The 25,462-nt window shown below is 62.8% G+C and carries 29 protein-coding genes and 1 pseudogene; 14 read left to right on the top strand and 16 right to left on the bottom strand.

What is annotated here, in order from left to right:
- Window positions 1-56: 56 nt before the first annotated feature.
- Both ACZ89E_RS11755 and ACZ89E_RS11750 read right to left on the bottom strand, forming a co-directional pair.
- Window positions 57-314, bottom strand: a complete 258-nt coding sequence (locus tag ACZ89E_RS11755; RefSeq protein WP_149658865.1) for a DUF2790 domain-containing protein — start codon at window positions 312-314, stop codon at window positions 57-59.
- 133 nt (window positions 315-447) lie between these two features.
- Window positions 448-573 (bottom strand): annotated as a pseudogene (locus tag ACZ89E_RS11750) (alpha/beta hydrolase); the annotation flags it as partial.
- Between the two features lie 829 nt (window positions 574-1,402).
- Between ACZ89E_RS11750 and ACZ89E_RS11745 the strand changes: the two are divergent.
- From ACZ89E_RS11745 to ACZ89E_RS11690, 12 genes are read left to right on the top strand one after another with little or no spacing between them, the layout of a single operon-like run.
- Window positions 1,403-2,386, top strand: coding sequence for a sigma 54-interacting transcriptional regulator (locus ACZ89E_RS11745; RefSeq protein ID WP_476255697.1), 984 nt, complete (start codon window positions 1,403-1,405; stop codon window positions 2,384-2,386).
- Window positions 2,387-2,414: 28 nt separating this feature from the next.
- Window positions 2,415-2,744, top strand: a complete 330-nt coding sequence (locus ACZ89E_RS11740) for a type III secretion system major pilin HrpA (protein ID WP_133836963.1) — start codon at window positions 2,415-2,417, stop codon at window positions 2,742-2,744.
- A 57-nt stretch (window positions 2,745-2,801) separates the two neighbouring features.
- Window positions 2,802-3,758, top strand: a complete 957-nt coding sequence (locus ACZ89E_RS11735; protein WP_476255696.1) for a hypothetical protein — start codon at window positions 2,802-2,804, stop codon at window positions 3,756-3,758.
- A 56-nt stretch (window positions 3,759-3,814) separates the two neighbouring features.
- Window positions 3,815-4,174 (top strand): type III secretion system inner rod subunit SctI, encoded by a 360-nt coding sequence (gene sctI / locus ACZ89E_RS11730; RefSeq protein ID WP_463260083.1) that lies wholly within the window; start codon window positions 3,815-3,817, stop codon window positions 4,172-4,174.
- 7 nt (window positions 4,175-4,181) lie between these two features.
- A complete protein-coding gene (gene sctJ, locus ACZ89E_RS11725) occupies window positions 4,182-4,985 on the top strand; it encodes a type III secretion system inner membrane ring lipoprotein SctJ (RefSeq protein ID WP_463260084.1) in 804 nt (267 codons plus the stop codon).
- On the top strand, window positions 4,982-5,512 hold the full coding sequence (locus ACZ89E_RS11720) for a type III secretion protein (RefSeq protein ID WP_476255695.1): 531 nt from the start codon (window positions 4,982-4,984) through the stop codon (window positions 5,510-5,512). Before sctJ ends, ACZ89E_RS11720 begins: the two co-directional genes overlap by 4 nt.
- A gap of 22 nt (window positions 5,513-5,534) precedes the next feature.
- Window positions 5,535-6,212, top strand: a complete 678-nt coding sequence (gene sctL / locus ACZ89E_RS11715) for a type III secretion system stator protein SctL (protein WP_476255694.1) — start codon at window positions 5,535-5,537, stop codon at window positions 6,210-6,212.
- Window positions 6,209-6,433 (top strand): type III secretion protein, encoded by a 225-nt coding sequence (locus ACZ89E_RS11710; protein ID WP_133836968.1) that lies wholly within the window; start codon window positions 6,209-6,211, stop codon window positions 6,431-6,433. Before sctL ends, ACZ89E_RS11710 begins: the two co-directional genes overlap by 4 nt.
- Window positions 6,420-6,851, top strand: coding sequence for a type III secretion protein (locus ACZ89E_RS11705; RefSeq protein WP_463260087.1), 432 nt, complete (start codon window positions 6,420-6,422; stop codon window positions 6,849-6,851). Before ACZ89E_RS11710 ends, ACZ89E_RS11705 begins: the two co-directional genes overlap by 14 nt.
- Window position 6,852: 1 nt before the next feature.
- Window positions 6,853-8,922 (top strand): type III secretion system outer membrane ring subunit SctC, encoded by a 2,070-nt coding sequence (gene sctC / locus ACZ89E_RS11700; protein WP_149658857.1) that lies wholly within the window; start codon window positions 6,853-6,855, stop codon window positions 8,920-8,922.
- Window positions 8,919-9,128 (top strand): HrpT family type III secretion system protein, encoded by a 210-nt coding sequence (hrpT, locus tag ACZ89E_RS11695; protein ID WP_476255693.1) that lies wholly within the window; start codon window positions 8,919-8,921, stop codon window positions 9,126-9,128. The genes sctC and hrpT overlap by 4 nt, the downstream gene beginning before the upstream one ends.
- 5 nt (window positions 9,129-9,133) lie before the next feature.
- Window positions 9,134-9,493 (top strand): type III secretion protein HrpV, encoded by a 360-nt coding sequence (locus ACZ89E_RS11690; protein ID WP_149658855.1) that lies wholly within the window; start codon window positions 9,134-9,136, stop codon window positions 9,491-9,493.
- Here the strand turns inward: ACZ89E_RS11690 and ACZ89E_RS11685 are convergent.
- The 14 genes from ACZ89E_RS11685 to sctW form a co-directional block, all read right to left on the bottom strand.
- On the bottom strand, window positions 9,487-10,974 hold the full coding sequence (locus tag ACZ89E_RS11685; RefSeq protein ID WP_476255692.1) for a hypothetical protein: 1,488 nt from the start codon (window positions 10,972-10,974) through the stop codon (window positions 9,487-9,489). The genes ACZ89E_RS11690 and ACZ89E_RS11685 overlap by 7 nt on opposite strands.
- Entirely contained in the window at window positions 10,965-11,891 is a 927-nt protein-coding gene (locus tag ACZ89E_RS11680) for a CesT family type III secretion system chaperone (protein WP_476255691.1), read from the bottom strand. The genes ACZ89E_RS11685 and ACZ89E_RS11680 overlap by 10 nt, the downstream gene beginning before the upstream one ends.
- Window positions 11,892-11,966: 75 nt before the next feature.
- Window positions 11,967-13,043, bottom strand: coding sequence for a type III secretion system export apparatus subunit SctU (gene sctU, locus ACZ89E_RS11675; RefSeq protein WP_463260090.1), 1,077 nt, complete (start codon window positions 13,041-13,043; stop codon window positions 11,967-11,969).
- Window positions 13,040-13,834, bottom strand: a complete 795-nt coding sequence (sctT, locus tag ACZ89E_RS11670; protein ID WP_149658851.1) for a type III secretion system export apparatus subunit SctT — start codon at window positions 13,832-13,834, stop codon at window positions 13,040-13,042. Before sctT ends, sctU begins: the two co-directional genes overlap by 4 nt.
- A complete protein-coding gene (sctS, locus tag ACZ89E_RS11665; RefSeq protein WP_123365535.1) occupies window positions 13,834-14,100 on the bottom strand; it encodes a type III secretion system export apparatus subunit SctS in 267 nt (88 codons plus the stop codon). Before sctS ends, sctT begins: the two co-directional genes overlap by 1 nt.
- 8 nt (window positions 14,101-14,108) lie before the next feature.
- On the bottom strand, window positions 14,109-14,762 hold the full coding sequence (gene sctR / locus ACZ89E_RS11660) for a type III secretion system export apparatus subunit SctR (protein WP_133836977.1): 654 nt from the start codon (window positions 14,760-14,762) through the stop codon (window positions 14,109-14,111).
- On the bottom strand, window positions 14,759-15,124 hold the full coding sequence (locus tag ACZ89E_RS11655) for a FliM/FliN family flagellar motor switch protein (RefSeq protein ID WP_476255690.1): 366 nt from the start codon (window positions 15,122-15,124) through the stop codon (window positions 14,759-14,761). The genes sctR and ACZ89E_RS11655 overlap by 4 nt, the downstream gene beginning before the upstream one ends.
- Window positions 15,114-15,830, bottom strand: coding sequence for a type III secretion system protein (locus ACZ89E_RS11650; protein WP_476255689.1), 717 nt, complete (start codon window positions 15,828-15,830; stop codon window positions 15,114-15,116). Before ACZ89E_RS11650 ends, ACZ89E_RS11655 begins: the two co-directional genes overlap by 11 nt.
- Window positions 15,827-16,378, bottom strand: coding sequence for a type III secretion system HrpP C-terminal domain-containing protein (locus ACZ89E_RS11645; protein WP_476255688.1), 552 nt, complete (start codon window positions 16,376-16,378; stop codon window positions 15,827-15,829). Before ACZ89E_RS11645 ends, ACZ89E_RS11650 begins: the two co-directional genes overlap by 4 nt.
- Window positions 16,379-16,382: 4 nt before the next feature.
- A complete protein-coding gene (locus ACZ89E_RS11640) occupies window positions 16,383-16,826 on the bottom strand; it encodes a type III secretion protein (protein WP_149658848.1) in 444 nt (147 codons plus the stop codon).
- Between the two features lie 2 nt (window positions 16,827-16,828).
- Entirely contained in the window at window positions 16,829-18,178 is a 1,350-nt protein-coding gene (locus tag ACZ89E_RS11635) for a FliI/YscN family ATPase (RefSeq protein ID WP_476255687.1), read from the bottom strand.
- Window positions 18,175-19,122 (bottom strand): FHA domain-containing protein, encoded by a 948-nt coding sequence (locus tag ACZ89E_RS11630; RefSeq protein ID WP_476257044.1) that lies wholly within the window; start codon window positions 19,120-19,122, stop codon window positions 18,175-18,177. Before ACZ89E_RS11630 ends, ACZ89E_RS11635 begins: the two co-directional genes overlap by 4 nt.
- An 18-nt stretch (window positions 19,123-19,140) precedes the next feature.
- On the bottom strand, window positions 19,141-21,240 hold the full coding sequence (gene sctV / locus ACZ89E_RS11625; protein WP_476255686.1) for a type III secretion system export apparatus subunit SctV: 2,100 nt from the start codon (window positions 21,238-21,240) through the stop codon (window positions 19,141-19,143).
- Window positions 21,240-22,340 (bottom strand): type III secretion system gatekeeper subunit SctW, encoded by a 1,101-nt coding sequence (sctW, locus tag ACZ89E_RS11620; RefSeq protein ID WP_463260095.1) that lies wholly within the window; start codon window positions 22,338-22,340, stop codon window positions 21,240-21,242. Before sctW ends, sctV begins: the two co-directional genes overlap by 1 nt.
- A 244-nt stretch (window positions 22,341-22,584) precedes the next feature.
- On the opposite strand from sctW, the gene ACZ89E_RS11615 reads away from it, so the two are divergent.
- Both ACZ89E_RS11615 and ACZ89E_RS11610 read left to right on the top strand, forming a co-directional pair.
- Entirely contained in the window at window positions 22,585-23,121 is a 537-nt protein-coding gene (locus ACZ89E_RS11615; RefSeq protein WP_149658845.1) for an RNA polymerase sigma factor, read from the top strand.
- A 91-nt stretch (window positions 23,122-23,212) separates the two neighbouring features.
- Window positions 23,213-25,438: a type III effector HrpK domain-containing protein gene (locus ACZ89E_RS11610; protein WP_476255685.1), complete on the top strand. Its 2,226-nt coding sequence runs from the start codon at window positions 23,213-23,215 to the stop codon at window positions 25,436-25,438.
- Window positions 25,439-25,462 lie beyond the last annotated feature (24 nt).

Below are 25,462 nucleotides of genomic sequence, written 5' to 3'. Positions count from 1 at the left end.
CAGTGTAGCCCGATCATCTGCACGTGACGCGGGCCACACATCGTCGGCGCGCACACTCAATTGTCATTGGTGCAACCGGACCCTTCCACCTGGTAATCCAGCACATGCTCCTGGCCTTTGTGGTCCAGGTAGTCCAGTCGGGCAGGAATAATGCCGCACTGTTGTGAGATGTCGGTGGTGGACAGGACTTTAGCGACGTCCATATGCACGAAGAAACCGGTCTTGTCATGAATCACCGCGGCCTGTGGCTGGGTGTCGGCAAACGCCGAACCGGTGGCGAGGAGGGCGGCAAAACCGAGGATTAACATTTTCATGATGAGTCTCTCTCTGAATCCGGGTGAAGGTGGCTGCCGTCAGTTGGCTGGGCAGTGAGCTCAGGTTAACGAGGCGATCCGGACAGCCGACCAACAGTTGAATGACAAAGTTGTAATGCAAATCGGCCCGGCATTACGGCTGGCGGCCGGAGGCTTCGAGGATCAGGTCGGCGATTTCTTTCGAGTGGGACATCCGCGACAAATGGCTCGAGGGCAGCTCGATGGTGGTCGCACCCGAAATCTTCGCCAGCACTCGGGGCGCGGGCGGCGCTGAGTGGTCAACCGAGGCCATTCGGTTCCATCGAAAATTTGCGTAAGACTCAAAAAGTTTTCCCTGTGCCTCGCGATCACTCGGCAACGTAAGCAGGCCGGGGGCCGATCACCGTGCGTTGCGTCACACATTGGCGCAGTGGCAAATCGATACTTTGATCGAATCAACATTCACCGGGAACTTTCCGGGAAATGCTTGTCTCTCTTCCGAGGGATTTACATCGGCCTCGAGCCGGAAATTCCTCAAGGAAGAAAAGAACTCGTACAGAGGAGCAAGACTTTGAGAATACAGTTGACATGTATAACTTCGAATGTATGCTCATGTTCACTTCCGAAAATTAGACCGGCGGTTTTGTTCATTGGCAAACAACGCTGATGATCCGTCAGATCATTGAAATCAAGTTTAAGTAAGCTCGTTTGGTATTGCTGCGTCGGTGATATCTGGCTGTGCTTCATTAGGGTGCTTTAACACCACAATAGTGCAGCTGTAACCGGTTTCACCCGCATTACTCTACGCGTCAGTACTGTATTAACGGTTGTTGGATAATCGCGCCTTATTCAATGGTGTCGTCAACTTCTGACGACGGCCCTGCAGTAACTTGCTGAATTGTTTGCACTCTTCCAATAATTAGAATAATTGCTTTATTTATTTGCTCGGCAAGTTGTGCCGGGGATGAAGTGTCGCCCGTGGAAGCAATTGGCTGCGTGGTCGATAGCAGGGGTCATAAACCCTTAAAGTCACCAAGCGGTACAAAGGCAACGATCAGAGCCTATGGACGGGGGGCATAACTTGAAGGAAACCGATCTGGAGATCGTAGATGAGTGTGTACGATTACTTTGATTGTGAGCTTGACTGCGATAACGACCTCCCCGACATAAAAATCATTGCGCAAAGCACCTCGCCGCTGGGCATCGATCTGCTGCTGTCGGGGGAAACCGGCACTGGCAAGGACACCCTGGCGCAACGCATTCACGTGTTGTCGGAGCGCAAGGGCGGGTTTGTGGCGATGAATTGCGCGGCGATTCCGGAGTCGCTGGCCGAAAGCGAGTTGTTCGGGGTAGTCAGCGGCGCGTTCACCGGGGCCAGTCGTTCGCGGATGGGCTACATCGAAGCGGCGCAAGGCGGCACGCTGTACCTCGACGAGATCGACAGCATGCCGCTCAATCTCCAGGCCAAACTGCTGCGGGTGCTGGAGGTCCGGGCCATCGAACGACTGGGTTCGACCACGGTCATTCCCCTGGAGTTATGCGTGATCGCCTCGGCCCAACGGCCGCTGGACGAAATGGTCGAGCAGGGCCTGTTTCGCCGCGACCTGTATTTTCGCCTCAACGTGCTGACCATCCAGTTGCCGGCATTGCGCGAACGTCGCGACCAGATCATTCCGCTGTTTTCCCAATTTTCCAACGCCGCCGCCCGCGACCTGGGGCGAGGTCACAAGGCGCTGGGCGCGGCGCTGACCCAAGTGCTGCTCAGCCACTCCTGGCCCGGCAACATTCGTGAATTGAAGTCGGCGGCCAAGCGTTTCGTGCTGGGTTTTCCATTGCTCGGCGGCGGTCCCGGTGAAGACCCGGAGAGCCAGACCCTCAAGGCCCAGATGCGGGTCATCGAACGCATCCTGATCCAGGAGGCGCTCAAGCGCCACGGTCAGTCCGTCGACGCGGTGAGCATGGAATTGGGCGTGCCCCGGCGCACGCTTTATCACCGCATCAAGTCGCTGGATATCTTCCTCAAACACGATGCCCTGGAAAAAAAAGTGGAACCCAAATCCGCCAACACTCCACTCATGGATATCTCGCACTGATGCGGGTGTTCATTGTGGAGTTAAGACTATGGCTGGTATGGGTGGAGTAGGTGGCGTTGCGAATACTGCAGTAAATGGTTTCAACTCAGTTAAAGAGACCGCGAACTCGGTTAAAGGCAACGCACAAAACCAATCGGCAGCCGCCGACATGTCCGGCGGCGGTAAAGCAGCCGACGCACAAATGAAAATGATGCAGATGCAGGACGAGCAATCGGCCCGCAATATCACCATGCAAGGCCAGGCGGCCATGCAAACCGAACAGCGCAACACACTTCAGGCCATCAGTTCCGCTCAGACGGACGCGTCCAACAAGCAAATTTCCAACGTCGCACAAAGTGCGAAAGGCATCAGCTATTAATCATCCCTATGCCCTCTGTTTGCGCAGAGGGCTTTTGATCGTTAGCGAGAATCTTCCATGTTAAATCCTCTAGCAGCAGGTGCCAGTTCGCTTCTGAAAATGGGCGGCGCTCTTCCGGCGACCCTAACTTCCGTGGCCTCCGAATCACTTAATTCCATGAAAGGGGTGGTCGACAAGTTAAGCAGTTCGCTGATGTCTGGCGGCCACCTCAATACCGATTCGCCCTTGGGCAAGATGGTTGAACAACAACTTAAAAAAGAGAACCCGTTCATGGCCTTGGCCGGGGGGAAGGGCGGTGAAGAGAACGCCGTCAAGAAAGCGTTGGGCGATCTGATCAAGGACAAACTGGGCAGCAATTTCGGCGCCTCGGCGGATGCCGGCATTGGTGGCAAGGGCCAGGGCCAGGGCGGGCAGGATTTGATGTCCAAGACCCTGCAAGGTCTGGGCAAGTCATCGCTGGACAATGCGCTGACCGACAAGGGTGAAGGCTCGACTTTTTCCCAGGCCGACAAGCCGATCCTGCAACAGGTCGCCAATTTCATGGACCAGAACAAGGCCGAGTTCGGTGCGCCGGATTCCGGGTCCTGGAGCAAGGAACTCGACGAGGGCGGCGGCAAGGACAACTTCCTCGACAAGGGTGAAACCTCGAAATTCCGCGCGGCGCTGGAGCAGATTTCCCAGCAGATGGGTGCCGGTGGTGCCCAGGGCTCGCAAGCGTCCCAGGGCAATGGCGGCTTGGGCAGCCCGCAACAGGAACCGTCGGCCAACGATGCGTCCTCGGGCGGCCAATCCAACGATCTGTCGCAACTGTTGGGCAGCAGCAACCCGATGGACATCTTCAAGCAAGGCCTGGAAATGGGCCTGGGGATTGCGGGTGGCAAAGGCGCGGAGGGCGGCGCTGATAGCCTCGCGCAGAACGGCTTGAGCCCGCAGTTGCAACAACACAGCCTGAAAAGTTCGGCCGCTGAAGCGGCGCAAAACATCCTCGACGTGATGAGCGCGGGCGTTTCCTGATCCCAGGATTGCCGTGATCCATCGCACCCCTCGACACCGTCTGCCGGAGAACGCCCATGAGTCTTTCCCCCATCAATGCACCCAAGGGCGTCCCGGTCGAGCATGACCCAGGCCTGGTTTCCGGACCTGCGCAGGCGGATGTCGACTTATTCAATGGCGCCATGCGCAACGAGGCCGCCCCGGCGGGGCATATGGCCGACGGTGTGATGGGCGCGTTGTCCGAGCGCCTCCAGTCCCAGGAACAGCTGTCGCAGCAGGCGTTGCGCTCGATGAAAACCGCCGCCGGCTCGGCCGATCCGATGGACATGGTCAAGATGAGCCGCTCGCTGTCCCAGTACTCGCTGCAAATGGCGATCACCACCAAAGTGGTGAGCAAGAGCGCCCAGGCGCTCGATAAATTGACCAACATGCAGTAGGCCCCGCGTGAAATTCTTTGCCCCGATTGTGTTGCTGTGCCTGCTGTTGCTCAGCGGTTGCAGCGATGACACGGAACTGTTCGGCGGCCTCTCGGAGCCGGACTCCAACGATGTCATCGCCAAGCTTGCCGACCAGCACATCGACGCCCGCAAGCAGATGCAGAAAACCGGCGTGACCATCATCGTCGCCGCCCGCGACATCAATCGCGCCGTGCGCGTGCTTGAAGCCGCCGGCCTGCCTCGACGGTCGCGCACCAGCCTCGGTGAAATCTTCAAGAAGGAAGGGGTGATTTCCACACCGCTGGAGGAACGGGCGCGCTACATCTACGCCTTGTCCCAGGAGCTGGAATCGACCCTGTCGCAGATCGACGGCGTGATTGTCGCGCGGGTCCACGTGGTGTTGCCGGAACGCATTGCGCCGGGCGAACCGGTGCAACCGGCGTCGGCGGCGGTGTTTATCAAGCACACGGCGGCGCTGGATCCGGACAGCGTGCGTGGGCGCATCCAGCAAATGGTCGCGAGCAGCATTCCGGGGATGTCCCAGGAAGCGGCCAACTCGAAAAAATTCGCGATTGTCTTCGTGCCCTCCGTGGAGTTTCAGGACAAGGAAAACCTCGTGCGTTTCGGCCCGTTCCTGATCGACAGCCCGGACGTCGGTTTCTGGCACGTCATGGCCATGGCGATCCCGATCAGCTTGTTGTTGCTACTGGCCGCGCTGACCCTGGCGTTGCGTCGTGACTGGCGCGTGGCCTTGTTCGCCCGGGTGTGGCCCGGCCGGCGCAGCGATTCGACGTTACCGGCAAACCTATGACCGCGAGCGACTGGGTGAACTGGTGGTGTTGCACCTGGCGTTGGGCGCATCCGGGCTGGCACGCGCAGATGCTCGCGGGGCAGGGCCTGGAACCCGAGGCGTGCGCCGCCGTGACGCGCAGTCGGCAGGCGGATTTACTCGCCAGCCTTGGCGTGCGCCTCAGCCAACCGCCCGAACCGGACGTCGATGTGCTGTCGTGGCTGGCGCTGAGCCCGGAGCAACGCCAACAAGCGCTGGCCCTCGCCCGATCGATCTGTTGCGCGCCGTTGCCTGCCGAAATCACCGTGGCCGCGCGGCACGATGCGTGGTGTCGCAGCCTGGCCAAGGCCCTGCGCCCGGGGCTTTGGGCCGACCCGCAACAAACCGACATGCGCCCGCTGCTCGGCGCCTGGCTGGGCCCGGCGATCTGGCCGCGCTTGCGCCTGGGATGGGCCCCGGGGGAGGTCGGGGAACTCGCCACGGACCTGCCGCCGAACAAACTCGATACCTTGTGGCGCGCCGTGTTGTGGCGCGTCTCGACGCCATGAACCTCCACCGAGTACCGCGCTGATGCTGGTTCGACGACGCTTGTCCCTGGGCACCGAGGCCTTGCTGCGCGAACCGATCCTGCGCCGCGAAGACCTCGCGGATGCGCAACGGGCCAGTGACTTGCTGCTCGGCGCACAGGCCGAGGCCGAGGCGTTGATCGCCGAGGCGCAAGGCCAGTGCCAGCGTTCTCTCGATCAGGCGACGGGGCAGTTCTGGGAACAGGCCAATGCCTTTCTGCAAACCGTGGAAGACCAACGCCAGGCCTTGCAACGTTCGGCGGTGGAATCGGCCGAGGCCCTGCTCACGCTGACGCTGACCCGGTTGTTCGATGACGCCAGTGTCATCGAGCGCGGACACGCGCTGCTCAAGCATCTGGCGACCAGCCAGAGCGAGGCCCGCACCGCGACCCTCAGTTGTCCCCCTGAGTTATTCGCCGACGTACAGACCTGGCTCGCGGGAGGTCGTTTCGCCGCGCTGTGGCAGTTGCGCGAAGACGCCGCGATGCCGTCCCTGACCCTGCGCCTGAGCAGCGACGTCGGGGAATTCGACCTCGATTGGGCCGTGGTTGGTCCGCTGCCTGTTGGGGCAAGGCGACTGACCCGGCGCCAGCCTCATTTCTCCCTCTGCTGCAAAAAGTGGAACCGGCTGGCGGTTTTGCTCCACTCACTGGCGACCCTTTCCGTGGAGCACTCTTCATGATCAGTTTCAAAGCCTTGCAGCATCGCCTCGACCATTCGTTCAGCAACAGCCAGACCAACACTGACGAAGCGGCCCTCGACGCCGCGGACAGTGGCTCACCCGAAGACATGATGGCGTTCAGCGACGCGTCGCAGAAAATGGCCACCGCGACCTCGGTGTTGAGCGAAGGCCTGCGCGCCCAGCACGGTTTGACGAAAGCGATCATCGATGGAATTCAATGACTTCGTTGCGGTGATCAGCCAGTGGTGCGAGCAAGGTTCTGGCGCACCGCTGGACTGTTGGATCGACGAGGCCAACGCCCGACTCGCCCGCTGCGAAGACGGCGTGCGTTGCAGCATCGACGTGCTGGACCCGTACGACGCCGCCGACCCCGATCGCCTGACCGCGCTGCTGATCCAGAGCAGCGCCGGTGTGGCTTGCCACTGCGAAGGCGCGCTGGCGATGGACCCCGACAGTCACTGCCTGGTGCTGGTCTGTTGGCAGGCGCCGCCCTGTGCCGCCCCGGTGTTGCTGCAACGCCTGGAACACCTGGCCAATCAGCGCGCCGCGATGCTCAGCCTGTTACAGCATTCATTGGGCAGCCTGGCGAATGCCGCGTTGCCCCGTTCGACCCTCAACACCTGGCAACCCGGAGCGTGAAATGAAGGCCTTTAAGTGGTTGCCTTGGCTATTGATCTGGATGAGTGCCTCGGCCTTCGCCGCCGTGCCGCCGGCCTGGAAACACACGGCGTACGCCTATGATGCGAGTCAGGCGGACCTGGCGACGGCGCTGGCCGACTTCGCCAAGGAGTTTGGCCTGGGCTTTGAAATGGAGCCGGTGGACGGCATCGTCGACGGCCGCATCAAGGCGCCAAACCCCCAGGCGTTTCTGGAACGATTGAGCCAGGAACATCACTTCCAGTGGTTCGTCTACAACGAGACGCTCTACATCAGCCCGACCAGCGAGCAGACCTCGGCGCGCATCGAGGTGTCCCCGGATGCCGTGGATGACCTCAAGAGCGCCCTGACCGACGTCGGTCTGCTGGATTCGCGATTCGGCTGGGGCGCCTTGCCCGACGAAGGCGTGGTGCTGGTGCGCGGGCCGGCGAAGTACGTCAATTTTGTCCGCGACTACAGCAAGAAAGTCGACACCCCGGACGAGAAGCAAGACATCGTCGTGCTGCCGTTGAAGTACGCCAACGCCGCCGACCGCACCATTCGCTATCGCGACCAGCAACTGACGGTGGCCGGGGTCGCGAGCATTCTGCAAGACTTGCTCGAAACCCGCTCCCGGGGGGATTCGATCAACGGCGTCAACCTGCTCCAGGGCGCCGGGTTGGGCGCCGGTGGCAGTCCCTACGGCGGCGGTTCGACGCTGCTCGGCGGGCTCGACACCGACAACCTGCAAAAAGGCCTGGACCAGGTGCTGGCCAACACCGGTTCGAAGAAAGGCAAAGGCGCCGGGGGCAGCAAGTCGCGGATCCGTGTCAGCGCCGATGTGCGCAACAACGCGGTGCTGATCTATGACTTGCCCAAGCGCAAGGCGTTGTATCAGAAGTTGGTCAAACAGCTTGATCAACCGCGCAACCTGATCGAAATCGATGCGGTGATTCTCGACATCAACCGCGAAGACCTGGCTGAACTGTCCAGCAGCTGGAACATCTGGGCCGGCGGCACCAACGTCAGTGCCTCGCTGCTCGATTCCGGTTCCAGCTCGACCTTGTCGGTGGAGAACTCCGGTCGATTTGCCCTGGCCATTCATGCGCTGGAAGGCAAGGGCTCGGCGACGGTGGTGGGCAACCCGTCGATCCTGACCCTGGAAAACCAACCGGCGGTGATCGACTTCAGTCGCACCGAATACCTGACCGCCACCGGCGAACGGGTCGCTGATATCCAGCCGATCACCGCCGGCACCAGTTTGCAGGTGATTCCGCGCTCGCTGACCCACGAAGGCAAATCCCAGGTGCAGTTGATCCTCGACATCGAAGACGGGCAGATCGACGCCTCGGAACTCAACCCCTCGCAACCGAGCGTGCGCAAAGGCAATGTCAGCACCCAAGCCGTGATCGCCGAGCATGGTTCGCTGGTGGTCGGCGGTTTCCATGTGCTGGAGTCCGACGACAAGGTGCGCAAGATTCCTTACCTCAGCGCCATTCCGCTGATCGGCAAATTGTTGTTCACCTCCAGCAGCCACCGCACCAGCAAACGCGAGCGGCTGTTTATCCTCACACCACGGCTGATCGGTGATCAGGTCGACCCGTCGCGCTACGTTGAAAACGGCAACCCGGACGACGTGGATGCGGCGTCCAAACGCATCAATAGTCGACGTGACGGCGCGCAACCGACGCGCATCGACGTGCAGAAAGCCTTCACCCAATTGCTCGATGGCATCGCCCCGGCCGGGTTCACCAGCAGCGATCAATTGCCGTTCATTCCCAACACTTTGTGCGACTCGAATTCGGGCGTGGCCATCGATGGCGAACGCGCCCAGTGGTACACGCAGAAGCAATGGGGCGTGGCGGTGGTGGTGGCGCGCAACACCAGCGACAAACCCCAGCGCATCGACGAAAGCACCTGCGGCGGGCGCTGGGTATTGGGCGTCAGCGCCTGGCCCAAGGCCTGGTTGCAACCGGGGGAGGAAAGCGAGGTGTTCATTGCCGTGCGCCAACCCAAATCACTCACGGCCAACGCCCAGGCGCGCGCCTCGCTACTCAAGGGAACGACACCATGAACCAGGTTTTATGTGGGGCGTTGCTGGTGTTGTGCGCGCTGTTGGCCGGCTGCGCGGGCTCGGGTTCCGGGTGTGTGGCCGAGGCGTGCGACCGGCCCGACTCCAACGATCGTGAACTGGTGATCTGGTGGCCGTCGGACATGCGCCAGGGCCTCGAAGCGCGTGAGCGCACGCTCGACTTCACCGTCGTGCCATTAAGGGATTGAAGGCTATGATCCGAGTTTCAGAGAAGTCGGCGTTCTACGCCCAAGTCGCCGCCGAAAGGGCCGCAGTCTGGCCGGTCGCGGCGGGTATTTCGTTCGTCAGTCGCCGCGAACACCAGGACTGGGGTATCGCCTTGCACATCGAAAGCCGTTCGTTGAAACCCCAGCAACTGCGCACGGCACTGGAGCGGCGCTTCACCCAGTCGCACCTGTTTCCCGACTACTTTCTGTTCCTCGATTCCCAGCGCGACTTCGTGGTGTGGCACGCCACGCCGATGGGGCCGGGCAGCCACGTGTCCCTGGACGATATCCGCCAGCATCAATTACTGCTGGCGGGGCTCGATCACTTGGGCGATGGCCCTCACTGAGCGTCCTGCGCGTTCTCTATGCGCGCGCGCACGGCATTGGCCCGGCGATTGATCACGACACTGCCCTGAGGTTCGAGGCCCGGTTGGGCGACGACGGCCGGTGTCTGCGCTGGCGGGTTGTCGATAGCCTTGCGCACGCTGCCGTGGGCCTGGAACGTCTGGTTCATGGTGCGATAAGCCAGGCCCATGGCCGCAGCGGTGCCGGCGTTGCCGAGGAAACTGCCGAGGGCCGTCGAGGTATTGCCGCGGGTGACTTCACCCATGACCATGTTGATCGCGCTGGCCAGGCTGGTCCAGGCCACGCGCGCCGGGGACTGATCGAGTATCCGCCCGTAATCCTTGAGCGGCAGGCTCGCTTCGAACTGTTGCGTGGTGCCGGCCTGGCGCGTGTCGAAATGCTTTTGCAGGTGGTTGTCCATGATTGCGATCACGGTGTTGAACGCCGCGCGGGTGCCGGCCAGGGTCTGGATCGATTGGGCCAGCGCTTCACCCCGCAGCGGCAACTGATCCGCGCCGGTCAATGCCGGGCTCGACAGGGTTTGCCCCGGCGGCAAGGTCTGCGGGCTGACCGAATCCTGGACGAAGCCCATGGTCAGGGTCATCGCGCCATAGGCCCAGCCGAGCAGGGCCATGTTGTCCTGATTGACCCCGTGGGTCTTGGTGTCGTCGTGCTTGCCGGTCATGCTCAGGCTGGCCTGCATGGCTTCGCGCGACACGGCGTAGATCACGTTGCGCAGCTGGGTCGAGAGAATCCGTGCGCTCAAGGCGCCGTCACCGCGCGCGGCACCGAGTGCGCCGAGGCCCAGGTAGATCGCTTCGGCGGCCACCTGATTGCGGGTGACGTTGCGCGAATCGCGCTGCATCTGCGTGCGCAGGGCGCCTTGTTTGTCGGGTGTCAGGCCATTCCATTTGGCTTCGCTCAGGGCGAAGTGGCCGCGCACGGCCACGTTCGATTCCGCGCCCAGACGCTCCAGGCGCGGTTGGCGCACATAGACCTGAGTGGCAATCGAGGCCAGGGAAATCGCCGCTTGCAGCACCAGGGCACCGCCAGGGCTTTTTTCCGCCAGGCCATCGGCCAACGCGCTGTAGGCGTGCATGAACGCGACTTCGCGCACGTAAGTCGGCAAGCCGCACGTGGCCATCTGTTGCAGGGTTTGGCCGGCCGCCGCCAGCGTGGTGCGACCGGACGGCAAATTCGCCGCGCTGTCACTCCAGGCCTGGATTGCGCCGCTTTTGAGCTGATCGCGCGCCGCGCCCCCGGCGCTGCTGACGCTGGCATAGGCCGGCGACAGGTAACTGCGGTGGAACGTCTGGCCCAGGCTCATCGCCGCTTGGGCCGCCCGGGCGGTGAAGCCGGGTGGGGGCGGCGGTGTCTGCCCGCGCTCCAGATCCGCCGGGGTACGGTCGCGGCCCAGGGGTTGCAGTTCGAGGCGCGAGGGCGGAGTCGGGGCGATGCCGGGTGCTGCGGGTCTCATGTCCATGCCGGATTCCTCTTGGGTAGCGCGGCGGGCGAAGGCGCGACGAAACTATCGGCCAGTCGGGCAACATCCAGCAGCCAGTCGGCGAAGGCCTCGCCGTCCAGCCCTTGGCAATCCCAGCGGGCTTGCAGGCAACTGCCCTGGGGCGCGAGGGCCACGGCGCAACCGCTTAGCAGCAATAATTGCAGGTTGGCGCGTAAGGCTAGTTCACGTTGAGCGGCATTGCGCAGTGGGGCGTCGATGATCGTGCTGACCAGCAGGTGGCGCTGGTCGCCATCGGCGATCACTTCGAACGACCGGGCGCCGAGCTGGAGCACCCCGACGGTCTGAATCTGGGCCTCGGGCGGGGCGGCGATGCCCAGTTGTTGCATTGCCTGAATCAGCAGGGGGCGATGCCAATGCTGGTCCATGGCTGCCCTGGCCGCTGGCGCCGTGGTCGGGTTCGACGCGGGGGCCGGACCTGGCGTTGTTTCGGCGCGGGCCGGCCCTGAAGTCAGCGCGGTGGCCCCCGCGACCAGGCTTTCCGCCACGGCGATCATCTGGTCGAGTTCGGCGGCCAGGCCCGCGTGATCCGCGTACGCCTGATACCCCAGGCGCTTGACCAGCAAGCCATGCCCGCGTTCGTCCAGCGCGGCGGTGCAAGCGCTCATGGCGCTGATCGCGCAGTTGGCCCGCAGCAGCAATTCGTTCCATTGCAACGGGGTCAGGGTTTCGGGACGTGGCAGCTGCGCCAACACGATCCACTGCGCGAAAGGTTCGGTTTGCCAAAGGATCAGTTGCAGCGTCAGTCCCGGCAGTTGCATCTCGCCGCTGCGGGCGAAATCCCGGGCCAGTGGCGGCGCCACGCCAAGGTGTTTGGCGGCGTTCAATAACCAGGGTGTAGCGGCGTCGGGAATGGGCGTAAGCGGCGACGAATTCATGAGCTGCACTGCCGAAAGTTTTGAAGGCCATTGAAGCCTTTTAACGTTGCAGTTTCGTGAACGCGCCGCTCTGTATCAGTGGTCTTCGAGCTGAATGATTTCGTCGGTGATCTCGTCGAGCTGGCGGATCACCTGGTAGATGTGCGCCACGTCCAGCAGGGTCGGGCGGGGGATATGGCGGCCGGTCCGGACCTTGTACAAGGTGCGCGCCAGCCACACGCTTTGCACGATCGGAATCTTCGCCCGTTTCGCCCGTTCGATCAGCGCCAGGGCGTCTTCGTCTTCGCCCTTGCAGTGGATCAGCGGCAACGGCGTCTGGCCCGGCCGGTAGTACAACGCCACCGCGAAGTGCGTCGGGTTGACCAGCAGCAGGTCGGCGTCTTCCAGCGGTTTGGCCGGCGTGGTCGGTTCTTCGTTGAGCAGTTCGTGGGCCAGTTGCCGACGATGACCCTTGACGTGGGGATCGCCCTCGGACTCCTTGTATTCCTTCTTGATGTCCTCGTGGCTCATGCGCATTTTCTTGGCGTGGAAGTACTTTTGCAGCGCGTAGTCGACCAGGGCCAGGACCAGCAGCAGACCGAGGGTGGTGCGCAAGATGCTGCGAAACAGCGTCAGCAGCGCATGCCAGTAGGTGGTCAGGTCCGAGTCCGCCAGCAGGATCAATTTGCCCAGCACCGGTTTGATCGACACGTACAGCGTCGCGCCGATGGCGATGGCCTTGAGGATGCTCAGCAGCAGGGTCGTCAGGTTCTGCCCGGAAAACATCTGCTTGAGGTGACCGATAGGGTTGAGTTTGCCCAGGTCGATTTTCAACGCCTTGGGCGCGAACAGGAAACCGATCTGCAACCAACTGCCGGCCATGCGCATCAGCATGGCCATGCCGACACTCAGCAGGATGAAGGTGATCAGCACCCAGGTGGCTTCGCCGATCAGCTCGGTCAGGGTGCTGAGGAACGGTTCGTTCATGCGCTTCAACGACAGGGTCAGCAGGTATTCCAGCTTCTCCACGCTTTGATCGGCCATGCCTAGGCAGACCTCGCTGACTACCATCAGCACCAGCAATTTGCTCAGGTCCTGGCTTTGCCCGACCTGGCCTTTCTCCCGGGCATCGCGCAGTTTTTTGGGCGTGGCCTTTTCGGTTTTTTCGCTCATGGCACCAGCACCAGGTGCCCGAGCAGAAACTTGATATCCAGCAGTTTTTGCAGTTGGCCGTTACCCAGTTCCAACAGGGTTGGCATGTACACCAGCAGGAACGCCAGCCCGGCCATGCTTTTAGCCGGCATCGCCAGCACCGAGACATTCAGCTGCTGGGCGTACAAGCCGACGATGGCGAACGCGGCCTCGATCAACAGCAGCAAGCCAATGAACGGCGCGGCGTAGAGCAGCGCGTGTTGCAGGGTCAGGTTCAATTGACCGAGGAAAATATCCAGGCCCTGGGCGTTCATCCCCGGCAACCACACGGTGGGCGGCCACACTTCATAGCTGTCCCAAATCACCTGGGTGATCAGCGACAGACCGCCGGACAGAATCACCAGCATGATCAGCGTTTCCTGGAACAATTCGCCCAACGGCGTGGCGTCCGGCCCAAGCGAGGGGTTCATCTGCCCACCGCTCAGGGCGCCGCGCTGGCTGTCGAGCAGCGCGCCGACCGTGGCGAACATCCAGAACGGCGCGTACAGCAATAATCCCAGCAACACCCCCAGCACCGACTCCTTGAGCAGCAGGCCGACGATGGTGTACCAGTTGTCGTTTTCCAGGGCCAGGACCCGGCCGATGCTCGGCGCCGGCACCAGGGAAATTGCGCAGGTCACGCCGTAGCGCAACGGCCCTTTGATGTGCTTGAAACAGAACGCCGGGACCAGGATCAGGCACGGCAGAATCCGCGCGATGGCCAGGCCCATGCCGAGCATCAACTCGAACAGGTGTTCGGCGTTGAACGGCATCAATGGGCGCCGCCGGAGCGGGCAATCAGGTCGAACGAGAGGTTGATGAACTGGATCAGCTCCACGCCAATCCAGCGCCCGGTCGCGGCGAGTGTCAGGCCCACGGCGGCCAGTTTGATCCCGAAGGGCAGGGTCTGGTCCTGGATCTGCATCAGCGCCTGCAACAGCGACGTCAGTACGCCGACCAGCACCGCGACGCCGAGGGTCGGTGCGGTGAGGATCACCACCAGGAACATGCCTTGCTTGAACAGTGCCAATGCTTCCACGGTGGGCCTCACATATAGGAATAAAACAGACTGTCGAGCAGCCGCGACCAACCCTGCACCAATACGAACAGCAACAGCTTGAGCGGCAGCGAAATGGTCATGGGCGAGACCATTTGCATGCCCAGCGCCAGCAGCAGGTTGGAGACGATCAGGTCGATGACGATGAACGGGATGTAGATCAGAAAGCCGATCTGGAACCCGGCCTGCAACTCCGAGAGCACGAACGCCGGGATCGCCAGCAGCAGGTCGTTGCTGCTGGCTTTTTCCGCCATTTCCGCCGGCCACATGCGGTGGGTGTTTTCCAGCAAATGCGCCTGCACATCCGGGTCGGTGTTGCGGCTCATGAAGCGCTGGATCGGCTCCATCACCGTGTTGGCGCTGACCTGGAGTTTTGCCGTGGTGCCCATTTCCAGTGGGTTGTCCTGCACCCGCTGCTGGATTTCGTGCGCCACCGGGGCCATGACAAACAGCGTCGCGGCCAGGGCGATGCCGTACATCGCCATGTTCGGCGGCACTTGTTGCACACCGATGGCGTTGCGGGTGATCAGCAGCACCATGGAGATTTTCAGGAACGCCGTGCAGACGATCAAAAACAGCGGGACCAATGACAACGCGCCCAGCAGCAGCGCGAGCATGATCGGGTTCATCCCCTCCATGATCATCGGTCGAATACCACCCGGGTAATTTGCAGGCCAAGGCGCCCGTCGATGTCCACCAGTTCGCCGTGGGCGACCACGCGCTCGCCATGGCACAGGGTGGCTTCGCCGGGCGCCACGCCGGCCACGTCCAGCACCGAACCCGGCGCCAGGCGTTGCAAGGCTTCCAGGCTCAGATTGACGCCGCCACTGCGCACCGTCAGCTCGAGGCTGAGACCGGCCAGGGGCGAGGAGGGCAGGACCGGGTCCGGCGCCATCGGTTCGTCCGGCGCTGGCGCGTCGACGGGCTCGGCCACGTCGATCTCGGCTTCGGCGATGTCGCCGTCAATCTCCGGCAACTCGTCTTCGTACAGCGGGTCATTGTCCATCGTGGAGGTCCTTTTCGCGGATCAGCCGCAGTTGCAAATTGCTGTCGAGCGCCTGGGCATCGACCACCCAATCACGGGCGCCGAGGCGCAGGTGGCCGTGTCCTTCGCTGTCGAAACCCAGCGCGTTGGGCAGCACCACATCGCCCACCCGCAGCGAGCCCAATTGCTGAATTGTCAGGCTGATGCGGCCGAGCACCACCGGGTAGTGCAGCGGCCAATCCACCGGCAGCGGGTGTTCGATGGCCTGCCACGGGGCGGCGTCTAACAGCCGCAGCAGGGTGTCGGCGCCGCAGCTCAACACGCCGTGGACGGTTTCGCCGGCCCGTTGCACGGTGAGGCGGCAATCGAAGCGTTCGGGCAGCGGTTCATCCACGCCGTCGAGGGGTTCAAGCGGCGCGAACAGCCCGGCCAAAGTCGGGCTCAGTTGTTGATTCACGTATTGCCAATACCAGGGCTGCATCGGCCCGGCGCACACCACCGGCGCGGTGCCGAACAGGCTCAGCAGCGCATCGGCATTGCCCAGGCGCAACAGGCCACGGGCGCTGCCGAACGGCACGCTGGCCGCGTTATCGAAGGACGGCAGCGGGCTCAGGGTCAGACGCCCGTCATCCTCCGCGCTGGAAAAATCCAGCCAGCAACCACGGCCCAACAAGCGACCCGCCGCAGCGACGCTCGACGTCACCTGGCGCAGGGTCAGCGACTTCATGCGGCCCCCATCGACAGGTCGACGTCCTGCCCCAGCGCGTCGGCAAACGCGTCTTCGCAGGCTTGATGGCGGGCGCTCAAACGCGTCAGCACGTCGCTGCGCTCAAAGCCCAGTTCGATCGCCCAACGGCTGTCACGCTTGTTCGCCCGCACCTGGACTTTGCCCAGGTTGGGCATCAGTAACGTGGCGCTGAACGGGCGGCTGCCGTAGGCCGGCAGTTGCAGCGCCAGTTCATCGATCAACTGCGTCGGCACTCCGTCGGCGGGGGCGAACATGTTGAAATGGCTACCGCCACCGGCGCCGGACTGATCGCCCTTGCCGCTGCCCGACGGCAGCAACAGTTGCTCGAAGAACAAACCATCGGCATCCAGGTGACGGGTGCTGTCGCGGCCCGAAATCAGTCGACTGTCCGCCAAACGACTGCGCTCCGGTTCATTGCGCCGAGGCTGCGAATTGGCCGCCGCTGGAGTGTCGGTACGGGGCTGGATCGCCGCCGGTGCCGGTTTCTGTGGCGGACGCGGCGCCGGGTGCTGGATCGGTGCATTCAACGGCTCATTCCTCATTCAGGGCCTCGCTCATGCAAGCGAGTTTTTCCACGGCGCGCTGGCGGGCCTTGGCTTCCAGTCGCGCTTGTTCGATGCGCAGGTGTTGCTGCTCGATGCCGTAGCGCAATTGGTTGGCGTTCTGGCGGATGTAGGCGAGGCGATCGAGCATGCGGCGTTCTTTGTCATGCCAGCGGTCGACGGCATCCAGCGCCATGGTTTTTTCCAGGTGCGCGGCGGACAACTGCTGACGCCGGACTTTCTGGTTGTCCCGTTCCTGCACCCACGACTGTTCGGTGAGCCGCAACTGTTCGTGCATCGCCTGCAACTCGTCCTGCAACAGACGCTGGGCGCGCTCGGCACGGGCCTGGCGGTGTTGGCGCAAGGGCGTCAGCACACCGATCACGTGCTCCAGGGCGGCGCGGTCCGGGTCCACTTCGAGTTCGTCGTCCATGCTCAACCCGGCAACTGCGAGGTGATGTGCATGAGCTGCTCAAGGGTGGTTTCCAGCGGCACCGGTTCACGCAGGTCCTGGCGTAGAAAGTCGTTGATGGCGTCGTTGAGTTGCACCGCGCAATCGGTCACCGGGTCGGACCCGGGCTGGTATTCCCCCAGGCGCAGCAGCATCTCCACTTGCCGATAGGACGCCATCAACCGGCGCAGGCGATTGTTGGCTTGCTGGTGTTCGCGGCCGGTGACGTTGCTGAGGATCCGGCTGATGCTGGCCGGCACATCGATGGCCGGGTAATGCCCGCGCTCGGCAAGTTTGCGCGAGAGTACGATATGGCCGTCGAGCAACGAGCGCACTTCGTCGGCCACCGGATCGTTCATCGAATCCTGTTCGATCAGCACCGTGTAGATCGCCGTGATCGAGCCGTTTTCGCTCATGCCGGCGCGCTCCACCAGTTGCGGCAGCAAGGTGTACACCGACGGTGGCAAACCCCCACGGCCCAACGGTTCGCCAGCGGCGAGGCCGATTTCGCGCTGGGCCCGGGCAAACCGGGTCAGGGAGTCGATCAGCAGCAAGACTTTCATGCCGCGTTTGCGAAACGCCTCGGCGATGGCGGTGGCGGTGAACGCCGCGCGGGCGCGTTCCATGCTGGAGCGGTCGGACGTGGCGCAGATCAGCACCGAGCGCTGGCGCAGGGTGTCGTCCAGTTCATGGTCGAGGAATTCGCGCAGCTCGCGCCCGCGCTCACCGATCAAACCGAACACGATCACATCGCAATCCATGTTGCGCGCCATCTCCGCCAGCAACGTGGTCTTGCCGCAGCCGGCCCCGGCGAACAACCCGACCCGTTGCCCTTCACCGAGCAGGATGGCGCTATCGATGGCGCGGATACCGGTGGGCAGCGCCGTGCTGATCCGCGGTTTTTGCATCGGTGGCAAGGCGTCAGCGATCACCGGGGTGGTGGTGCGCCGGTCATACGGCCCGGCAAACGCGCCGTCGCCATCCCCCAGCAGTGGCCGGCCGAAACCGTCGAGCACGCGGCCGAGCAAACTGTCATCGACGCCAATGCGGTGGGCCATGCCCAGCGGCCGAATGCGTGCGCCGACCTGGATCCCGTCCGGCGTGCCGAGGGCGCTGAGCAAGGTGCATTGCGGGGTGAAGCCGACAATCTCGGCGAGCATGCTGTTGCCATCGGCCTTGCTCACTTCGCACAAGTCACCAATCTTTGCGGCGGGCACCTGGCATTCGAGCAAGATGCCGTTGACCGCCGACACCCGGCCACTGATGCGCACCGCCGAACAGTTCGACAGCCGCGTGGTTTGCTCGCGGGTCCATTGCGCCAGGGCGGTGCTCACCAGCGCACCTCGACGTGCCGCTCGCCATCGAATTCGATGCGTTGCTCGTCGATCCGGCTCAGGCGCAAACCGTTCAGCACATCGCCGATGTACAGGCGCTGGCCCTCGCTGGTGACCAGGTGGGCGTTGGTGCCGCTGATGATCTGCACGATCACGAACGGCAGGCCGACACCCGCCGTGGCGACCTCGTCGAGCAGCGGTACCGGCAGTTCGTAGCGTTCGTTGAAGCGTTGCAGCATGCGTTGATAAACCAGCAGCGCATCGTCTTTGAGGCCACCCTTGAGGGCCAGGCCTTCGCCGCTGTCTTCGACGCTGACGTCGGTCAACAGGCGGTCGCTGAGCAGTGCGTTGAGCTGGCGCCGGACGGCGTCGCGGCTGGCCAGTTTCACCTTCGACGGCGACGCCGCTGCGGTGGTTTTCGCCGGGGCGGGCGCGGCGATGGCGGCCACGGGCGCGGCGATGGCCTCGCTCGGTGGGCTGGTGCTGCGGCTCAAGCCCCAGGCGCTGCCCATGATGCCCACCAGCACGCCGACGATCACCGCGCCGATGCGGTCGAAGCGTGTCGAGCGTCCCGAAACGTTCACCAGCGGCGGCGATTGTTCGGCGCTGTCCTGAGGGTTTTCGCTCGGTGCGACCACGGGCACCAACGGCCAATCCTGTTCGGCCGCCGACAGGCACAACCAGACATTGCCCAGGGCGAAGGTCTGGTTCGGAGCCAGTTCGGTCACTGTGCGCGCATGGCCTTCTTCGTCGTTGATCAGGCTGTCTTCGGCCTTCAACTGCCAGCCGTCCTCGGTGCGTGTCAGCCGACAATGCAGGGCGGCGACGCCCGGGTCGTACAGCGCCAGATCGTGCTCGGCATCGGCACCGATCAGCCACTGCTCGCCAATCAACGGCAACGCGGCGCCCTGGTGCAGGCCACTCAATACCCGCAGCTCAAACATCACGACAGTCTCCAGGCATCAGGCCGCATAGTCGTCCTCCAAAGCTTGCTGCTCATCGTCGAGATCGAAACGGCCCATCACTTTCACTTCGGCGACGTTGCTGATCTCGGCGAAGGACAGCACCGGCACGTGGTGGAATTCATCCTGCAACAAGGTGCGCAACGGGCTGCGCAAGTCCTGGGCGACCAGCAGCACGGCGCGTTCGGCGGTGCGCAGGGGGAAGGCGATGCGCAATTGCTGCACCAGTTGCAGGCTCGAGCCGTTGCTCAAGGCAAAGAAGGTTTCGGTCTGGGTCTGGCGCAGGCTGTCGCGCAGGATGCCTTCGCTTTCCGGGGTCAGCAGCCACACCAGCAAACCGTTGGCGCCGCAGTACTGGTTGTAGATCAACGATTTGAGGGCGATACGCACGTAGTCGGTGAGGGCGGTGATGTCGCGTTCGTGCTGACCGTGTTCGATCAGGGTTTCGGCAATCACCCGGATCGCCCGCAACGGCACGCATTCGGACGCCAGGCGTTGCAGCACCGAGGAGAAGCGCGCCAGCGGCAGCACCCGTTGCATTTCCTGGGCGAGTTCCGGTTGCTCGGATTCGAGCCAGCCGAGGATCGCCTTGGTTTCCTGCAACCCGATGAACTGCGGCCCGCAGGCCTGCAAGGCGCGCTCCATACGCTCGACAATCAGGGTGCCGGCGCTGATGGTTTCCACCGGGTTGTCCTGCAACTGCGCGGCGTCGGCTGGCAACCATAGCCATTGGCTTTCCTGGCGGTCGAGACTGCCGGCCACCGCTTGCTCGTACTGCCCGGCGTCCAGGGTATCGACGTCGATGGCGACGTGGGTCTGGTTGAACGTGGCCTTGAGCATCGGCACTTCATACACCGAAAAACGGAATTCGTCCGGCGCCAGGTGCTCGGCGGTTTCGATGATGAACGAGGGCAGGGTCAGGCCGTAATGCACCACCAGGCGATTGCGCCGCTGGCGGATTTCGCTGACCAGCGCTTCAATCTGCGCCCGGTTCTGCTGGGGGTGGAATTGCAACAAGAACTGCCGGCTCGGGGTAAAGGTGCGCAGGTCTTCGTTGCCGTTGTCCTCCGGCGCCACGGCGACCGGTTGGTCCTGGCTCGACTTGGGTTTGGCCCGTTGCATTTGCAACACACCGCCCAGGCTGCAAATGATCGCGATGACGATAAACACCGCCGTCGGCATCCCCGGCATCGCCGCGAAACCGAGCATCGCCACCGAGGCAATGATCCAGGCTTTGGGCTGGCTGGTGATCTGCTCGGCGATCTCGCGGCCGATGTTGGCTTCCACCCCTGGGTTGTCGTTGGACACCCGGGTGATGATCATCCCCGAGGTCACGGAAATCAGCAGCGCCGGAATCTGCGCGATCAAGCCGTCGCCAATGGTCAGCACGGTGTACAGCTGCACCGCGTCACCTGCGGTCATGCCGTGCTGGATCACGCCGATGGCGATCCCGCCGATCATGTTGATCGCGACGATGATCAGGCTGGCGATGGCATCGCCGTTGACGAATTTCATCGCCCCGTCCATGGCCCCGAACAACTGGCTTTCCTTGCCCAGTTCCGAGCGTCGGCGCCGGGCTTCGTGGACGCTGATCAGGTTGGCGCGCAAGTCGCTGTCGATGGACATCTGCTTGCCGGGCATGGCGTCGAGGGTGAACCGCGCGCCGACTTCCGCCACCCGTTCCGAGCCCTTGGTGATCACCAGGAAATTGACCACGGTGAGGATCATGAAAATCACCATGCCCACCGCCAGGTTGCCGCCGACCACGAACTGCCCGAACGCCTCGACGATGTGCCCGGCGTCCTGGTCCAGCAGGATCAGGCGCGTGGTGGAAATCGACAGCGCCAGGCGAAACATCGTGGTGATCAGCAACACCGAGGGGAAGGTCGAGAACGCCAGCGGACGCGGCAAGTGCATGGCCAGCATGATCAGCAGGCAGGAAATGCAGATGTTGATGGCGATCAGGATGTCCACCAGCCAGGTGGGCAGCGGGGTAATCATCATGAACACGATGGCGAGCACGACAAACGCGCCCACGATCTCCGAGCGCCGCATGGCCGCCAGGGCGATCTGATTGAGCGCGTTGATAATCCATTGCATCAGGCAGTGTTCCCCTGGGTCGGGTTTTGCTCTTGACGGGTGAGCTCCGCCATCAGCGTCAGCAAGTTGCCCAGGGCGGTCTGGCGGGCCTTGAGGTCGCGCCATAACAGAATGGGCAACTGCTGCAGCATCGGGCGCAGACCGTTGAGAAAGGCCAGTTGGTGCTTGAGGTGTTTGCCGCCGACAAATTGCGTCAGTTGCAGGGTTTCGTGCAGGTTCATGCCTTTGCCCGAGAGCGTCAGCAGGTGCTTGAGGAACGTCGGCGCATTCAATTGCAGCGCGGGGTTCTTGCCGCGCATGCGGCCCAGCAAGTGTTCGCTGGTTTGCAACAGGGTCGCGACATGCCGGGCCGTGTTCAGGCCGTGCATAAGATTGCGCAACTGCTGCTGGGTGCTCGACGGGCTGAGGGCCGCCAGGTCATCGGCGATGGCGCCGCGCAGGTCGCGCAGGGTCGGGGCGAATTGGCGTTCGCCTTCGTCCTGGCCGAGCAGGGTGTCGATCAGCCCGGAGATGCTTTGCTGGCCGACCACCCCTGAATAGTACAAATCGCGCAGGGTTTGCCGGCGTCGCGGGTTGAGGCTGGACTTGGCAAACGCCCGGGCGGTGTTGATCCCGGCCTGGGCCTTATTGCCGTGTTCGCGCCGCAGCAATTTGAGTTGCTGATTGAGGCTGACATGTTCACCGCTGGCCCCTTCGTTATAGGCCTGGCGCGAGGCCGCCTGGAGCATCACATGGGCCTTGGCCGCGTCGTCGCCACTCAATGCCAAAACTTGCGCAAGGCTCGGGGTCTGGTTTTTGAGCTGCTTGCGCAGTTCCCGCGCGGCGCTGTCGAGGCCCTTGTCCTGGCTGCCCATCAACAACTGATACAGCTCGCCCAGCTTCACGGCCTTGGATTGCAGTGCGTTGGTACTGGCCATCAGGTCGCGTTGGCTCAGCGTGCGGCTTTGCTGAATCAGCGCCGAGGCGAATCGCGTGACCTGCTGCGTGGCGGTGCCTTGATTGGTCGGCGGCGTGCTCTGGGCAAGCAGCGCCGCCGACCGGACAGGCGTCGCCGGGGTCGGTTGCTGGACATGTGGAATGTTCGGAGCCGCGATCTTCATGGCGCATGTCTGTCAGGGATATGCGCAGTGAGTGGCCGGTCCTGGCCATCCGGTTCCATTGCGATGGCAAACAGGGCCGGTGTGCCAGTTGCGGTATTGGATCCAATCGGCTTGTGCAAGAACTTGCACAGACATCATCCGCAACAGTTTTTAAAATCGTTAAAAATCATGTGGTTATGAAGATGTATCAATTGGCATACATATCGCTATAGCTCTGGGACATATCCTGAAATGGTTTATAGCGATGCTTTCCAGCAATTCGATGACCTGTCCAGCACCTGTTTCCGGCCTCCGCCAGCTCAGTACCGAGCAGGTGCACAAGCTAAGAATCTTCATCAAGAAACGGGTGATGAACCTCGACGATGTGGAGGACATCCTCCAGGGCACGTTCCTCGAAGCACTGCGCAACGAGCATAAGTTTCGTTACGACTCCCAGCCGCAAACCTGGTTGTGCGGCATCGCCTTGAACCTGATCCGCAGCCACTTTCGCAAACTGTACAAACAGCCGTTCCAGGAAAGCTGGGAGGACCGCGAGGAGCAGGAAGTCAGCGATGGCAGCGACATCGGCGCCCAGGTGCATGATCACCGGCAACTGGCGCGGGTGGTCCGCGCGATTGGCACCTTGCCGATGACCATGCAACAAGTGCTGCGGGTCAGCCTGGAAATGGACGGCAACTATCAAGACACCGCGTCGAGCCTGGGCGTGCCCATCGGCACCGTGCGCTCGCGGCTGTCCCGGGCGCGGGAGCAACTCAAGCGCAGCGTGCCCTGTGTTTTTTGAGCGTCGGGGGATTTCATTGCGCGCAGATTGGAACCGTTTGCGCCGGTCATGCCACACATCGGCACTGTCCGACTGAAAATGGCGACCTCTCATGCGCATTTCCAACACACCGTTACCTGGCACTGGCTCTCCCTCGTTGGGCGGCGACAGGCCGTTGCGGCCCGCGGCGGAGAATGCCAGACCCAGTGCCTTTTCCGCGCCGGGTGGCGGTGTGCAGTTCGGTCAACAGGCCGGGTCCCAGACTCTGGCCAGCCCGGCCCAAGACGCCCCATCGCCGAACCTGTTGGGGCTGGTGATGAAGCGTTTGCTCGGCGGCGATGAACGCACCACGCCCGCACGGCCGCTCACTGATGTCACGCCCGCGACCCGCACGGCCAGCGCCACGGCAACAAGCGATGCCACAGCTTCCGACCCGGCGGCGACGACCAGTCCCGAAGCGCAGTTGCTCGACGACTCGAAATACTCCTCACCCAAGGAACTCGAACGCTGGGCTCCGCTGGTGGCGGACCTGCCGCCGGAGCAACGGGAACAGGCGGCCAAGGAACTCAATCGACCCATCGCCGCCGCAATGATGGCCACGGAAAAAGGCCCGGACGCGGCCAAGGCGATGAAGTTCATCAATGACAATCCGGCGCTGAAAACCGCCGTAGATACCGGCAAGCACGGTGGCAAGGCCGACGGCAAAATCACCGACGGTGACCTCAAGGCGTTTGCCAAGAAGATGCAAGGCGCGGCGGATAACGCCGACAAAGGCCTGGCGAATTATCAGAAAGACCACCCCAATGCGGATCCCCAGTCGTTGCAGATGGTGCGCTCGGCCTCATTGCTGCAAGCCAACGGCCCGCTGGCCAACGCCGCCAGCCCCAAGCATGCGGCGGGCGCGGAGGGCGAGACCAAAGTCGATCAGTACATGGACGCCGAGGGTTTGAAAGCCTTGCAGGACAACAACCCCGGGCTCGCCGGGCCGCTCAAGCAAGCGTCGAAAACCTGGTCGCAACCGGGCCTGCTGAACATGCTCGATCAGGGCGGCCTCAAAGGTCGGGACCTGGCCACCCATGGCCCGGACCAGAAATTCGACGCGGCGAACATCAGCAACTGGATCAAGAACCAGGCCCCGACCAATGGCGGCGAGTTCGCCGGAATGCTCAGCGACGCGGCGACCCTGAACGCCGTCGCGGGCACGGACATCAGCAAACTGGGGAAAGAGGTGTTCGAGCAACCGGAGAACTACACCGGCGCCCAGAAAGCCGCGGTGATGGTCAAGTTGCAACAGACCCAGCAGAGCGTGGTGGCCGGTTCTGATCTGCGCAAGACCGGCAAGACTGAAGAGGCCCTGGCGCAAAAGATCGGCCAGTTGCAGGACGATCCCGACGTGCAGGCCTACATGAACCAGGCCATTCCCAGTCAGGAACGCGCGCTGGTGGCCAGCGACCCGTCCCTGGAAAAAGCGGTGAAGAGCCAATTGCAAAACGTGGTCAGTGGCCAGGCCCTGCGCAACGACATGAACAGTGCCGACAAGCGCGCAAAGAAAGACGCCAATCCCGATTACAGCACCGCCCTTGGCGGGCTATCGGCGCAACTGCAAATGCAGCAGGACCTGCTCGGCCCCGGGGCCAACCTGCCGACGGCCGCGCAAGTGATCGGCAACCAGCCGGACGTCCAAGGCAAGTTGCAACAGTCCTACGTCAACAACTTCAGTGAAGGCGGCTCGCTCAAGCAATTGTTGGGGCAGAAAAAGGCCGACGCCGGCCAGTCCCTGCAAACCAGTGATGCACAAAAAGCCGCGTATGACGCGGTGCTGTCGCAGAGCTTCGTCCAGGGGCAGCAGGCCAGTTATGTCGACGCCACCGTCGGCCAGTTGCAGCAATCGAAAAAAGGTCGCGAGCTGCTGGAAAACGCCGGTGACGGCGCAGGGCGGTCCGGTTCGGTTTCCGATGCCGTGGCCCCGAAAAACAAGGCCCAACAAGTCAAGGATGCCTACGACAACACCAAGCAGGGCCTCTCGTCGGCCAAGGATGGCGTCGATGCGGTGCGCAAGCTGGCCGGCCGTGAAGCGTCGGCCGGACTCGGTCGCATGGCTGGCTCCATCGGTGGACGGATCGCCGGGGCCGTGGCGGGCGAGGCGGCGGGGCTGGCGGCGGCGTCGGCCATCGGCGCGGCGGCCGGGCCCGTCGGTTGGGTGATCGACGCGGCCATGAGCATTGGTTTCGGCATCGCTGCGATCATCGAGGCGGTGAAGAAACACACCGCGCAAAAGCATTTCGACCACAACGTCGATCCCACCCTGGAGCAGTTTGGTATTCCCAAGGCGCACTGATCGACTTCTTTTCTGATGCCCGAT

This window comes from Pseudomonas sp. TE3899 (assembly GCF_056279105.1).
Note: the sequence above shows the minus strand (reverse complement) of the source record. Positions and strands in the feature narration are given on the sequence as shown.